Source organism: Deltaproteobacteria bacterium (assembly GCA_016709225.1).
Lineage (GTDB): Bacteria > Myxococcota_A > Polyangia > Nannocystales > Nannocystaceae > Xiheibacterium > Xiheibacterium phototrophicum.
On the sequence record JADJEE010000012.1, the window covers coordinates 1278612 to 1292475 of the forward strand.

11 protein-coding genes are annotated in these 13864 nt (G+C 68.8%); 3 read left to right on the forward strand and 8 right to left on the reverse strand.

Going from position 1 to position 13864, the window contains the following annotated elements:
- Positions 1-237: 237 nt before the first annotated feature.
- A complete protein-coding gene (locus IPH07_30230) occupies positions 238-954 on the forward strand; it encodes a hypothetical protein (GenBank protein MBK6921713.1) in 717 nt (238 codons plus the stop codon).
- Between the two features lie 280 nt (positions 955-1234).
- Here IPH07_30230 and IPH07_30235 read toward each other — a convergent pair whose 3' ends face one another.
- Positions 1235-2089 (reverse strand): hypothetical protein, encoded by an 855-nt coding sequence (locus IPH07_30235; GenBank protein ID MBK6921714.1) that lies wholly within the window; start codon positions 2087-2089, stop codon positions 1235-1237.
- Positions 2090-2162: 73 nt separating this feature from the next.
- On the opposite strand from IPH07_30235, the gene IPH07_30240 reads away from it, so the two are divergent.
- Positions 2163-2540 (forward strand): hypothetical protein, encoded by a 378-nt coding sequence (locus IPH07_30240; GenBank protein MBK6921715.1) that lies wholly within the window; start codon positions 2163-2165, stop codon positions 2538-2540.
- A gap of 816 nt (positions 2541-3356) precedes the next feature.
- Positions 3357-3899 carry a DUF1266 domain-containing protein gene (locus IPH07_30245; GenBank protein MBK6921716.1) on the forward strand — a complete coding sequence of 181 codons (543 nt, stop codon included), beginning with the start codon at positions 3357-3359 and terminating at the stop codon, positions 3897-3899.
- A 69-nt stretch (positions 3900-3968) separates the two neighbouring features.
- On the opposite strand, the gene IPH07_30250 is transcribed toward IPH07_30245, so the two are convergent.
- The 7 genes from IPH07_30250 to IPH07_30280 form a co-directional block, all read right to left on the reverse strand.
- Positions 3969-5213: a hypothetical protein gene (locus IPH07_30250; protein ID MBK6921717.1), complete on the reverse strand. Its 1245-nt coding sequence runs from the start codon at positions 5211-5213 to the stop codon at positions 3969-3971.
- Between the two features lie 90 nt (positions 5214-5303).
- Complete coding sequence (locus IPH07_30255; GenBank protein MBK6921718.1) at positions 5304-8414, reverse strand: efflux RND transporter permease subunit; 3111 nt, start codon at positions 8412-8414, stop codon at positions 5304-5306.
- A gap of 7 nt (positions 8415-8421) precedes the next feature.
- On the reverse strand, positions 8422-9591 hold the full coding sequence (locus tag IPH07_30260; protein MBK6921719.1) for an efflux RND transporter periplasmic adaptor subunit: 1170 nt from the start codon (positions 9589-9591) through the stop codon (positions 8422-8424).
- Positions 9592-9971: 380 nt separating this feature from the next.
- Positions 9972-10325, reverse strand: coding sequence for a hypothetical protein (locus IPH07_30265; protein MBK6921720.1), 354 nt, complete (start codon positions 10323-10325; stop codon positions 9972-9974).
- An 85-nt stretch (positions 10326-10410) separates the two neighbouring features.
- On the reverse strand, positions 10411-10764 hold the full coding sequence (locus tag IPH07_30270) for a hypothetical protein (GenBank protein MBK6921721.1): 354 nt from the start codon (positions 10762-10764) through the stop codon (positions 10411-10413).
- Positions 10761-11840 (reverse strand): hypothetical protein, encoded by a 1080-nt coding sequence (locus tag IPH07_30275; GenBank protein ID MBK6921722.1) that lies wholly within the window; start codon positions 11838-11840, stop codon positions 10761-10763. The genes IPH07_30270 and IPH07_30275 overlap by 4 nt, the downstream gene beginning before the upstream one ends.
- A 14-nt stretch (positions 11841-11854) precedes the next feature.
- Positions 11855-13765: an OmpA family protein gene (locus IPH07_30280; GenBank protein ID MBK6921723.1), complete on the reverse strand. Its 1911-nt coding sequence runs from the start codon at positions 13763-13765 to the stop codon at positions 11855-11857.
- Between the last annotated feature and the right edge of the window lie 99 nt (positions 13766-13864).

Consider the following 13864-nt stretch of genomic DNA (forward strand, 5'->3'; position numbering starts at 1 on the left):
CGCGAACGCGTCCGCATCCCAGCGATCGCGGGCACGCCGGCGAGCCCATCGCGGGCATTGGCCATGTCCGCAGCCCGGCCGATGACAATCCCGTGACGCCGCGCTTCTGTCGGCGATCGAGGCGTGTCCGCGGGTTTCTCGTTTGCGCCTGCCGATGGCTCTGGCACGATGCAGCGCATGAGTGCGGGTCTCGACGAGGCGGCGCGGGCCCAGAACTGCAGCTGCGAGTAAGCTCCCATGCAACGCGACCCGGAGGAGCCGTTCCGTATCGCGTGGGACGGTGGTTGCTGCTGCGCGGGCTACCTCGGCCGCAACAGCTGGCGATGTCGGTTGTCGACGGGTGTCGTGTCCGAGGCATCGACAGCGATCGATGCCACGACGCTTCTGCTGAACGATGTCTTCGCAGGAATCCTCGCAGGCGAGGAAGTCCGACGGCGTGCGCCCATATCCGTTCGCGTCGGGTCGGTGTGCGAGTTCGAGCTGTTTCGTGATGCGCGAATGACCAACGGCTGGAGGTTCAGCAGTGTACACAGCCGGGGAGACATTGGAGACCACTCGCGGCTGGCTGCCTGGCTCGAGGCGATCGCGCGGCGGAACGTGGACAGGCTATGGGCGCGAGAGGAGAAGCGTCCGGAGTGCGCGCCGCTGGGTGACGAGTTCTCGTTCGGCGCGTTCCAAGCCGACACCGATCCAGCGGAGCGATGCAAGAGACTCGAGTCGATACTCTCTGCGCGGCTGCTCGATCATCCGTCTCCCGAGGCGGTCCTCGAGGTGGCGGTTGCCGACCTTCGAGCCCTCGGACATGACCTGTGGAGCTGGGATCCGGACCGGGTGTGGGGACCGGACTACGTCACTCGAAGGGTGGGAGCCGGCATGATGTTGTCGCTCTGCGGCGCGGGCGACGACGACGACGCAACACTGCGCATCGCGGTCGAGTTCAGCCTGCCGCGCTAGCGCCAGCTCCTTGTTGTCATCGCCCGCCGGAAGTCTCCGGGGCCGCATTTCTCCAGCGGCCCCACTCGGGCCGTTCGTGCACCGCCACGCCCTCGCCACCGAGGGGGCGTTCGCGCGGGCACCGCAACCATCACGCCCGCAACCATCACGCCCGCAACCATCACGCCCGCCAACAACGCCCCACCGATTCGACCCACCATGACCACCTCCCGTCTACGGCGTCGACCGAAGCACTGTGGCGGCGACTCTGCCATCGGGGAGGGACCAACTCCGCGGGGGCTCAGGGCATGCACACCAGCACGTTTCCGCCCGGCGCGATCGGGCCGAGATCCACGCACCCCATGCCCGTCGGGCACGGATCGCCGTTGTCGCACTCGAGCACGCACATGCCGTCCATGCAGGCCGCCCGCGTCCCCGTCTCCGCGAACTCGGGGCACGGATGGAACTCGTCGCACGCAACCGTGCACATGCCACCGCCGTTCTCGAACAGCGGCGGCGCAGCGCAGTACGGCGTCGGCTCGCCGCAGTCCGCTTGCGCATCACAGCTCGCGTAATCGCTGCACGCACCGCAGTCGATCGGGCAATCCCCGCAGCCTTCGCCCAGGGCACAGACCGCGTCGCCGCACACGTCGGGCGGGGGTTCGTAGCCAGGGCAATCGATCGCGCGGTTCTGCGAGAGCCGACACCGCGGCTCGATGCGACAGCCCACCTGCGAAGGATCGGCGCGCACCACCACGATCTCCACCGGCCAGTCGTCGTTGATGCACTCGGCCGAGCGTGCGGTGTCCATCCGGACGTCGACGCACATCGCAGCGCCGGGCGGCAGCACGCCGCCCGGATCGCACGGCAGCATCTCGGTCTCGGTCGTCCGGCCCGCCGCGTCCGTGCCGATCTCCGTCGCCGCGCACTCGACCTGCAGGCCATTCGCGATCGGATCCGCATCCGCGAGACACGACGTGACACAGAACTGATCGTCGGCGATCTCGCCGGCACCACACGCGTAGGCGACCGGCGGCGGCAGGTGGGTGACGATGCCATCGGAGCCCGACGTCCCGCTGTCCGGCGCTTCGGTGTCGCCGCCCGAGCCGTCCGCGCCGTCCTCGGCCGCGCAGCCCTGGGTGAAGGACAGCAGCACGCCCAACGACCATGCGGCCCGATGAGCACTCGAACGGGAGAATGGACGGATCACGCCGAGGAGGTGCGGCTCGGTGGGATTTCGATCCCTGTCGCCGACGATTCGTCAGCCCGCCACCTCCCGCATGCTCTACTGGCCTCGCATGCTCGTGGTGCTCGAGCCCGCGGTCACCACGACCCGCACGCCGTCCGGCACCGCCGGGTGGATGTGGCTCGCCCTGATCGCGCTCGGTGTCCTGACGTTGATCATCGGCTCGTACCGCCGCACGCGGAAGACGGGCGGCCGCACGATTCCCCGCACGCACCGCGGCGGTGTCGGCAACGCGCTGCAGGATCTGTCGTCGATGCTGATGCCGAACCACCCGGACGTCGCGGTGATCGCGTGCGTCGACGAGGAGGGCGAGCACGACGATCGCGGCGACGGCCGGAATCCCGATCCACCACCACGCTGAGGCACCACCTCAACGCTTCGCGCCACCTCAACGCTTCGCGCCACCTCAACGCTTCGTGAATTGGGGCAGCTCCGCGTCGAACGCCATGCACTCGCTGCGGTCCCCGACCGCCCATACCCAGGGATCGCCTTCGCGTACACCTCGTTCAGCGCCCGCCAGATCACATAGCCCTCGGTATCGAAGCACTCCTCGAGCACGAGGTCGCCGTAGGCCAGATCGCCCTCGCCGTCGATCGACGTGATCGTGTCCTTGCCCACACCCGCGCCGTCGGCGTTCCACTGCAGCTCGAGCGTCATGCGCTCGCGCTCGGGGCCGCTCCATACCTGCGCCTGGAACTTGCTCACCAGCGAGAACACGAACTCGCCCGCGCCGTCGGCGTTGCGGAGGAAGCTGTACTCGTCGGCACTGAAGTACTCCTTGATCGGCTCGTCCTGGATCACCCACCGTCTGCCGACGATGCGGTGGAGCGCTGCGCATCGTCGCCGCGATCACCGACGCCCAAGAGATCGCTCGGCTGCTCCACGGCGCCAGGCCACCGCGTCGTTCGCCACCGGCCGCCCAGTTGATCCCGTGCCACTCTCGCACGAGCTCGCGCTGCACCAACGCCTCCAACCACCCCTCGACCGGCGCGTGGTGTGACGATCGCGCGTCGTGACCACCGACAGCCTCGACCGAGCGCGGCCACGCGGTCCAGCCCGGTGGTCCATCCCCGGGTCGGCGCTTGCAGCCTGCAACGCAGGGCGACGCACGGCGAGTGCCCTCGCCGCGACGATGGCCTCGCGGGCCGCCTGCTACGATGCGCGCGGAGGTTCGTGCATGGGTTGGCTATCGCGATTGTTCAGTGGTGAGGATGCCGAGACCCGCGAGGCGCGCAGGCGCATGGCGGTCGACATGCAGGATCCCCGGAAGACCTTCGTGTGGGGCGTCGTGTCGATCTCCTACGAGCTCGATCCCGCGTATCTGCCCGCGCACGCGAACACCGCGATCCGCGAGTGGTACGGGGTCCGCAGCGCCGACGACATCCTGCGCTGGACAGCCGCCGACTTCACCGCCAACGCGCATCCTGGCTACAACCAGTACCGCCTGTGCTTCCTGGCGCGTGCGGGCTACGGCGCGGGCGTGCTCGACGAGGCGACCTCGTGGTCACTCGCGATCCCTCACGCGGCGGTGTTGCAGCAGCACTACCCCGATTGGCTCGCGTACGGGCACGGCTACCTCGAGGGCCACCTCTCGTACCGTGCCGGTGAGGGTGACGATGCGGCGAAGCTGGCGGAGATCCGCAAGCGCACCGAGGAGCGCATCGCCCTGCGACAGCGCACCGTGTGGTGCGCGATCCCGTGGCACACGCCGATGTCGTGACCTCGTCGATTACGTTCGATGAGGCAGGCGAGCCCGCAGCGGCGGCGGAATGGCCGAGTCGACCGCTGCCTACTGTCGGACCCGGCGCACCAGCACCGCGCCGACGCTCGGGTCGACGACCTCGACGTAGTGCTCGAGCGCCGAGCGCACGTCGAAGGCCACCAGGTCGCCCTTGGCGGCGACGCGGATCTGCGCACGCGCACAACCGCCGCAGCCGATCAGGCCCAAGCCACTGTCCCAGGGACGCTCGCCGTCATGCCCCCGCGATAGCGCGACCAGGCCAGCGGTGTGGATGCGCCACTGCAGCGCGCCGCTGTCGCGGTCGAGCGCGATGAGCTCGCGATCGAGCGCAACGATGACGCTGGCGCCGATTTCGAACACGTGCGCGTCGGGCATGGTTCCAGTGGCGTACCAGTCGATCTCGGCGCCATACAGCGGACGATTGCCGCCCAGACGCGGGGCCTGCCGCGGTCCCACCGGCGCGGTCCACCGCACGCGCCCGGCGTGGCTCGCCTCGAGCGGCCAGCGATCGGCCGCACGCGCGCCGCGATTGCCCTTCGCGGCCCCGCGCGTGACGAAGCGGTAGCTGTTGTGCCCGTTGATGACGTGAGACTGCGGGCTCACGCCGAACACCTCGGGCTCGGGCTCGAGCGCGGCCAGCTCGCCGGGCAGCACTCGGGTCGCGTGCACGCGCGCGTCGGCATCGAACGCGTCGACCGCGAGCACACTGCGACCGGCGACACGCTGCTTGCTATAGACCAGAAGGCCCGTGCCGGCCGCGCAGCTGATCTGCGGCGGCGCTTCGAGCGTGCCCGCGAGCGCGCGCGTGCGCGTGGCCAAGGTCTCGCCGCGCCGCCCATCGAGCTGCCACACCCCGTACTCGGAGTCCCCGATCGCACCGTAGGCCACGAACACCGAGGACCCGCACTCGAAGATCCTCGGCTCGACGGCGTCGTTCACCGCGAGTGTTGCCCGCCAGCCGTGATCTCCGTCGCGGCGGGCTTCGAGGCGCGAGGCATCGACGCACGCGACTGCGAACGGCGGGACGCCGCCGACTGCATCGGGCACGCCGCAGCCGCCGTAGCACTGCGCGCGCAGCTCCTCGTTCTCGACCCAGACCCAGGCCTCCGTGCTCTCGGCCAGCACGGGCAGGATCGGCGGCAGCGGGGCGCGCCCCTCCTCGGTGTGCTCGTCGATCGATTGCCGGGCGTCGAGCAGCGCGTCGTCGACCAACGGCGCGCTGCTGGTGCACGACGGCACCCCACTGGTGACAGCCAGTACGAACGCAATGCGGGCAGCGGTCGAGGTGGGCAAGGCCGATGGGGGACAGCCGTTCGGTCGCGAAGTTCCGCGCGCCACACACGGTGCAGCGCCTTTCGTCGCGAACGAACCGCACGTCCGCGATCACCCCTGCGCGGGCACGATCGGCACGTCGTCCGTCTTCGCCGCCTTGTGCCGGTGGTCCTTCGCGATCAGCACATACACCGACGGCACCACGAACAGCGTGAACAAGGTCCCGATCGTCATGCCGCCGACGAGCACCAGGCCGATCGAGTTGCGGGCGACGGCGCCGGCACCCGTGACCAACGTCAGCGGGAAGTGGCCGACCACCGTCGCCACGGTCGTCATCAACACCGGGCGCAGCCGGGTCGACGCGGCGACCTTGATCGCCTCGAGCTTGCTGAGGCCCTGCTCCTGCTGCGCATTGGCGAACTCGACGATGAGGATGCCGTTCTTCGCCACGAGGCCGACCAGCGTGACCAGCCCGACCTGCGAGTAGATGTTGAGCGTCGTGGTCCAGCCGTCGGTCAGCGGGAAGTCCATGCCCGGCGGGCCCGCGAACTTGAGGAACGTGAAGCACAGCGCGCCGAACATCGCCAGCGGCACCGAGCCCGCCAAGATCACGAACGGATCGCGGAACGAGTTGAACTGCGCCGCGAGCACCAAGAAGATGAGCAACACCGCGAGGCCCATCGCCGGCAGGAACTTGCCGCCCTCTTGCCGGAGCTGGCGCGACTCGCCGGTGTAGTCGATGCGATAGCCCGGCGGCAGGATGCGCGTCGCCGCGTCCTCGAGGGTCCTCAGCGCACCGTCGAGGGACTGCGTCGCGATGCCGGACAGCTTGATCGCGTTGAGCTGCTGGAACCGCGCGAGCGTGCGTGGCTCGACGCCGTCCTCGAGCGACGCGACCGCCGACAGCGGCATCAACGTGCCATTCGGACCCGTGATGTGGATCTGCGTGAGCTGCTCGGGCGTGAGCCGCGACATCCGCTCGACCTGCGGGATCACCTTGTACGCGCGGCCCGCGAGATCGAAGCGGTTGACGAAGTTGCCGCCCATCATCGCCGCGATGTCGGCACCGACCTGCTGCATGCTGAGGCCCATCGTCGCGACCTTCTCGCGGTCGATCGCGATGCGAGCGTTGGCCTGGTCGATGCGCACGTCGGTGATCGGCGGGAACGCGAACTGCCCGCTGTTCGCCGCCTCCTGCACCAGCTGCTCGGCAAATCGCAGCAGCTCTTCGTGGCTCGCGGTGGACGCGATCACGAACTCGACCGGGAAGAAGCCCGAGCTCGGCAACGCCGACGGCAGGAACACCGGCGCGCGGATGCCCGTGAGCCCCGCGAGCTTCTCGTTGACCTCGTGCTGGATCGGGAAGATCGAGCGATCGCGCTCCTCCCACGGCTTGATGATGAGCCCGCCGAAGCCACCGCTCGCAAACGAGATCTGGAAGCTGTGATCGTACTCGGGTGTGTTCTCGAAGATCTCGCCGACCTGGCCGGTGTAGTGCGTGACCTGCTCGAGCGTGGCGTTGGCCGGCACGTCGAGCGCACCGAAGATCACGCCTTGATCCTCGTTGGGCGCGAGCTCGCCGGGCGAGAACATGTACATCGGCACGGTGAGCAGCGAGAGCGTGATCCACACCGAGTAGACCAGGCCCCGCGAACGCAGCGTGCCCGCGAGCATCCGCGAATACGTGCGCCGCACCGCCTCGAAGGTGCGATCGATCGTGCGCGCGAGCCACCCCTGCGAGTGCTCCGCCTTCAGCAGGTTCGCCGCCATCATCGGCGACAACGTCAGCGCGACGACCCCCGAGATGACCACGGCGCCCGCGAGCGTGAACGCGAACTCGCGGAAGAGCGCCCCGGTCAGACCGCCCTGGAAGCCGATCGGGGCGTACACCGCCGCCAGCGTGATCGTCATCGAGATGACCGGACCCACCAGCTCGCGTGCACCCACGAACGCGGCCTCGCGCGGCGTCTTGCCCTCGCGGATGTTGCGTTCGACGTTCTCGACCACGACGATCGCGTCGTCGACCACCAGACCCACCGCCAGCACGATCGCGAGCAGCGTGAGCAGGTTGAGCGTGAAGCCCAGCACCATCATGAGGAACACCGCGCCGACCAGCGACACGGGGATCGCCACCAGCGGCACGAGCACGGTGCGGAACGACCCGAGGAACAGGAAGATCACCACCACGACGATGAGCACCGTCTCGGTGAGCGTGGTGACGACCTCGTCGATCGCGGATTGGATGTACTTGGTCGAGTCGAAGGCGATCGACGCCTCCATGCCCGTGGGCAACTCGGCCTGGATCTGCGCCATCTCGTCGCGCACCGCTGCGATCACGTCGAGCGAATTGGCGTTGGGCAGCACGTAGACGCCCATGAACGCCGCCGTCTCACCCGAGAAGCGCACGTCGGTCTCGTAGTTGTCTGCGCCCATCGCGACGTCCGCGATGTCCTCGAGCCGCACCACCGCGTCGCCCGAGCGGCGCACGATGATGCGCTTGAACTCGTCGACCGTGGCGACGTCGGTGGCCGCGGTGAGGTTGACCTGCACGAGCGCGCCCTTGGTCTGGCCCACCGCCGCGAGGTAGTTGTTGGTCGCCAGCGCCGAGCGAACCATCGCCGGGCTCACGCCGAGCGCCGCCATGCGATCGGGCTGCAGCCACGCCCGCAGCGCGAACGTGCGACCGCCCTCGATCTCGGCCCGCTGCACGCCACCGAGCGCCGTGAGCCGCGGCTGCACCACGCGCAGCAGGTAGTCGGTGACCTGGTTCTGCTCGAGGATCGTCGAGCCGAACGTCAGGTACATCGCGGCGATGCGGCCGTCGGACGGCTCGATCGCGATCGACGGCACCTCGGCCTCGGGCGGGAGATCGGCGCGCACCTGGTTCACGCGCGCGCTGATGTCGGCGAGCGCATCCGAGGCATTGTGGTTGAGCTCGAGCCGAACGTTGATCGTCGACAGGCCCTGCACGCTCTGCGACTCGATGAAATCGATGCCGTCGGCCGCCGCGATCGAACGTTCGAGTGGCGATGTGATGAAGCCGCGCACGAGCTCGGCGTCGGCGCCCACATACGCGGTGCGCACCACCACGGTGGCGCTCTCGAGCTTGGGGTACTGCCGGACGTTGAGCGAGCGGATCGCCTGCAGCCCCGCGATGATGATCACGAGGTTGACGACGATCGCCAGCACCGGCCGCCGGATGAAGATGTCGGTGAAGCCCATGGCGACCTCAGCGGTTCTCCGGCCGCGGCTCGAGCGACGCCGTCAACGCCTTGGCGTTGTCGATGTAGATCGCCGCATTGTTGCGTAGCTTGAACGCACCCTCGGTGACGACCTCTTGGCCCGCGGTGACGCCCTCGAGGATCGCCACGTAGTCGCCGCGGCGCTCACCGAGCCGCACGAACTGCTGCCGAGCGATCATCACGGTCTGGCCGTCGGGGCCCGTGGCGCTCGCCGCCGGCGACGGATCCTCGCCTTCGGCCGGCGGAGGCACCGGCTCGACGATGAACACCGAGTCGCCATACGTCGCGTAGACGATTGCGGTGGCGGGCACGGCGACGACATCGACCTGCTCGTTCTGCAGCAGCGCGACGTTGACGAACATGCCCGGGTGGAAGTCGTCGTCGGCGTTGCTGATCGTCGCGCGGACCTTGGTGGTGCGCGTGGTGGCATCGACCGTGGGATCGATCGCCACGATCTCGCCGGTGCCGATGAAATCGGGCCGCCCGGTGATCGTGACGCGGACCTTCATGTCGAGCGCGACCTCGGTCTGCTGCGGCAGATCGAAATCGACATAGACGCCCTCGACCGACTCGAGCGTGGTGACCACGGTGCCGGGGTTGAGATACTGGCCGATGTCGACCTCACGAATGCCGAGGCGGCCGGAGAACGGCGCGCGGATGGTCTTTCGCGCGATCTGGGCGCGGAGCACCTCGACCTCGGCGGTGGCCGACTCGGCCGCGCTCTCGTCGGCGTCGATCTGCGCCTGCGACTCGGCGCCCGACCCCGCGAGCGCCCGCGCGCGCTTCGCGGTGGTCAGCGCCAGGTTGCGCCTCACCTGTGCCGACGACAGCTGCGCCTTCTCGACGCGCGCGTCGAGCTGCAGCAGGATCGCGCCCTTCTCGACCGTCGCACCCGACGTGAACTGGATCGCCGACACGACGCCGGCGACCTCGGTGCTGATCGCCACGCCCTTGCTCGACGCGACCGTGCCGACCGCCGGGATGCTCGCCTCCCAGCGCTGATCGCCGGCGACCGCGGTGCTCACCGCCTCCGGCGGCGGCCCGGACACGGCCATCGCGTCGCCCATCGCGATCAGCGAGGCGATCTGCTCGTACTTGACGAAGACCAGCCCGCCGATGACCGCCGCCAAACCAAGGATCGTGAAGAGGTAGCGCATGCGTGCCGCGGACCTCTTAGCAAATCGCCCCCCGTTGTCGTGGGGTTACTTGGTCACGACTCGATGACGACGCACGAACTCCGGGCCCTCCCGCCCGATCGGCGGGGTCGTGCGCCAGCGCCCGAGGCGCGTGCCTCGCCCCTCGCGGTCGAACGGCACCGTGAGCTCCGCGTGACACCGAAGCGCGGCACGCGGTCGGTGCGGAGTCGCCCCTCGCGCAGCCGTCATCGGCCCTCGAAGCGGTAGGTCCAGCCCCGATCGTGGACCGCCCGCTCCGCGAACGTCGCTCTCGAGACTTCGACCACCTGCCCATCCAGTGCAGCGCTTCCCAGCAGCATCCACCGGCGGGACTGGGACCGGTGCTCTGACGTCGCGAGCTCTCATGTACGTTCGAAACGGTAATACCAATTGTGGCCCCGAGCCACGGCATCGACTTCGAATGCCGCGCGGGAGACCTCGATCACCGTGCCGTCCGAGCACCGGATCTCGATGCCGTCGAAGTCCTCCGATAGCCAGCGTGCCGGGGGATTGCACAGACCGTGATACCGGCACGTACCAATGATTCCCGTGGCGCCGGGCTCGACGTCACGCCAATCTGGATCCCCCTTCCGACGACCGGACACCACCGCGCCCGACGCGTTCTCGAGACGAATGCCGACTGGATAAGCCTCCCACGCCGCGAGGGCACCGAGGCTTCCGAGCAAGAACACGCGACGCTTGAGCTGTCGGTTCATCAGGTGTTTCCAGGTCGCAGAGTAGGCGGAGCAGGCCGGGCGCCGCGCGCAGCGGACATCATTTGCAGTTCCCCTCGCGCAGCCGTCATCGGCCCTCGAAGCGGTAGGTCCAGCCCCGATCGTGGACCGCCCGCTCCGCGAACGTCGCTCTCGAGACTTCGACCACCTGCCCATCGGCAAGCTTGATCTCGAGCCCACTGAACTCCGGCGGAAGATAGCGGTCTGGCGGACTGCAGAGTCCCTCATACCCGTAGCCGCCCAGATCGACGTGTGCCCCAGGCACTGCTTCGATCCAGACGTCTGTTCCCGAGATGCGCGCATGTACGGGCGCGCCGGAAGCATTCGTCACGTAGAATTCGATCGGAATGGGCAGCCATGCCGCGAGGAGTACAGCGCTTCCTACCAGCATCCATCGGCGGGACTGGACGGTTGTTTTCATGTCAATTCCAGATCGCCGATGGAGACGAGGCGCATGACGTCCGCATTCGACGCATGCACGCGAGCATAGAAGTCGCTCGCAGGGGGGTCAGGCTTGAGAAAATACAGCATCATCTCGATCTCGATGGGGGCCGGGGGGTAGTGAGGCGTCTGAGCGTGGGTCGCTTGCCTCAGCGTCGTACTCCCCTTGTGCGTCCACGAAAAGTGCGTGCTGCCGGCGAGCTGCAGCACAGTGTGCCCAAACTCGTGCGCCGACGTGTACTCGAACCGCGCATCAGCATCTGGTTGAGTCGCAAAGGCTCCCGCGTTGTAGAACACGTGCCCGTCGATGATCCCCGTGTTATGCGAGCGCACGTACTCCGGATCATTCGTCCAGTAGATCTCGAAGTCCAGCGTGTTCTCGTCGGCCTGGGTCAGCGCCTCCGCGTGCACGCGCACGGCGTAGCGCTCCCCGTCGATCTCCGGCCCGTCGGCGTGGTTCCGTGACCAGTACTTCTCCACGCCGCCGACGAACAGGCTCGCGTAGCGACTCTTCCCACGTCGCGCATGGTCGTCCATGAACTGGAGGCCGAACCGGATCCAGACATCGGCCTGCTTCTTGGCCTTGTCGATCTCGACCCATAGCCACCTCCGCCAGCGTCCTCGGTTCGCGCGCACGTCGACGTAGCCGATGTCGCCCGTCGCCAACGGATAGTGACGGGCGACGACCATCACCTGGATTCGCGTGCCGACCAGATCCCACGTGGAGTACTTCCCTTGGTCGGTGAAGCCATCCCACGTCCACTCGTGCGTGCCCAGCTGCGTCAGTGGCCCGCGGTCGTGGTGCTCCTCGTGCACGCGCTCGTCGTCGACGAACACGCGAATCGTGACGTTGTCCAAGCCGTAGTCGCCGCCGGCGTAGGCCTTGGCGATGGTGATCGCGAAGCGCGCGCCCGGCTGCAGCGAGGCGGCGCCGGTCTCGGACTCACCGATCACCAGCGGTGCGAGGGCACCCGCGAGCACGCTGACCTCGACGTCGAAGTGGACGCCGTCACTGCGGAGCAGGTTGAGGCCTCCCAAAGCAGTGAGCGTGGTCATCGGCGTCGTTCTCCTCAGCACCCGTGCTCGCGTGCGAGTCGAGCGCGCGTGTCGTCATCGGCCGATCCCGTGGACTCGATTGCGCAGCGCCGCTGGAACCCGGCCAGCGCCGCCGCGACCGCATCGGGCTGCCCCAGCGCAGGCCCGGTGTCGAAGCCGAGGTTGCGCAGTCGTGCCTCCACGCCGACCTCGTCGTGCACCGGGCGCAGTCCGCCGAGGACGAGCTGCCGCTCCTGGCCGCGCCCGTTCGGAGCTTGCACCCACAACGTCGCGTCGCGGGCCTCGGCGGGAACGCGGAATTCGACGTAGCCGTCCGCGCCAGAGGTCGCCTCGTGGCTCGCCGCACCAAGCGCGAGACGGCAGGCGAGCCCGGCCTGCGGCGCCCCACCTTCGTCTTGCAGGCACAGCCGCACCATCGCGAATCGCGAGCACACGATGGTGCCGTACGAGCGGCGGCAGACATCGTCGCCGTAGATCGCCGCGGGCGTCGGCGCGCCCCCGAGCGCGGGCAGGGCGGCGGCGTCGTAGAAGATCACATCGACGCGACGATTGCGGGCCGATGCCCGCCGATCCACGCCAGGGAACTCGGCCGGGTAGGCCTCACCGCACGCGAGGATCGGTGGTTCGCCGAAGCGCAACGTGTCCAGCACCGCGCCGATGGACGCCCACGATTCGCCCAGCTGCTCCGCCAGGTTCTTGCGGTAGCAGTCGAACGCGGCACACCAGTCGTCGGCGACGAATGGGCCCTCGATGGCGAGGTGCCCGCCGTGCCGTGCATTGTAGCTCGCGCGAAACCGGTGCATCGCGGCCTGGGTCTGCTCGCCGAGATCGTTGTCGATCTCGCCGGGGTCACAGTTCATGCCCATCACGACGTGCGCCCACTGCAGGAACGCCTGCCAGTCGGCGACGCACTGGTGCTCGACTGCGAGCGCCGACCAGGCAGCGCGCTCGCCGGCGAGGAAGAGATGTACCGTCTGCGCACGGCGTTGCGAGAGGCCGACGTTGCTCGCGGCCGTGCCCACGCTGTCGGCGTGACCCACCACGCACGCACGCTGCCCGGGGTGCGCCCGCGCGTGCTCCACCACCTCACGAATCGCGTCGATGCCGGTGAGATGGTGATAGTTCACGTCGGCGCTCGGGCCATCGATTCGCGTGGGCACGAAGGTCTCGCGGTCGGACGCGAAGCACAGACCACCGGTATCGAACACGACGATGCTCGGCGTGTCGATCGAAGGATCCGGCAGGTCACTGGGCCGCACGGGCTCGGCGGTGTCGCCCCCCTCCAGCCCCGGCGGTGGCACGGGCGCCACGACACCTTCGCCGTCCATCGTGTCGGCGCCCGCGCCCGCGCCTGCCTGCGCGGACGCGTCGTCGCTCGGCCAGCACACGTCGTCCATCGTCAACGATACCCGCGCGTTGCGACGAATCGGCCGGTAGTCGACCACCGCGCCGCCATAGCGACCTTCGCGGCGCTCGACGTCGATCACACAGTCGTGGTGGGCACGCAGGGGCAACCCGCCCTCATCGACGAGGATGAAGGCGACCCAGCCGGTTTCGTAGGGTTGCTGCGGATCCACCACCAGCGTTCGCAGCGGCACGCTGGGCTCGTCGAAGACGGTCGGCCGCTGCGGCCACGCGCCCGCGAGCCGCCGCGGGTGCTCGTCGAGCCGCAGCAGCCCCCGCGTCAGCAGGGCCGCGAGGGCTGCCACGATCTGGCGATCGCTGTCGTCGGGCGCGAGGCCGAAGCGACGCTGTTGCGCGAGCCGCCGTAGGGTCACGCGGTTGCCCCGCTGCGCGGCGCACAGGCGCTCGAGCAGGTCGCGATACTCGCGACGGACGTGCCACGCACCCGGCACGCCGCCATCGGGCTCGAACAGCTCCCAATCGGCCTCGTGGGACCAGAACGTCGCGATCGCCCGCGTCATCCGAACGAAGAGCGTTCAAGCTGCCTGCTCGCTGGACATCACGCAAGCTGGCCCGCAGGGACAGCTGCTCCGATGGTGAGTGGCCGCGCGGCCATGCAC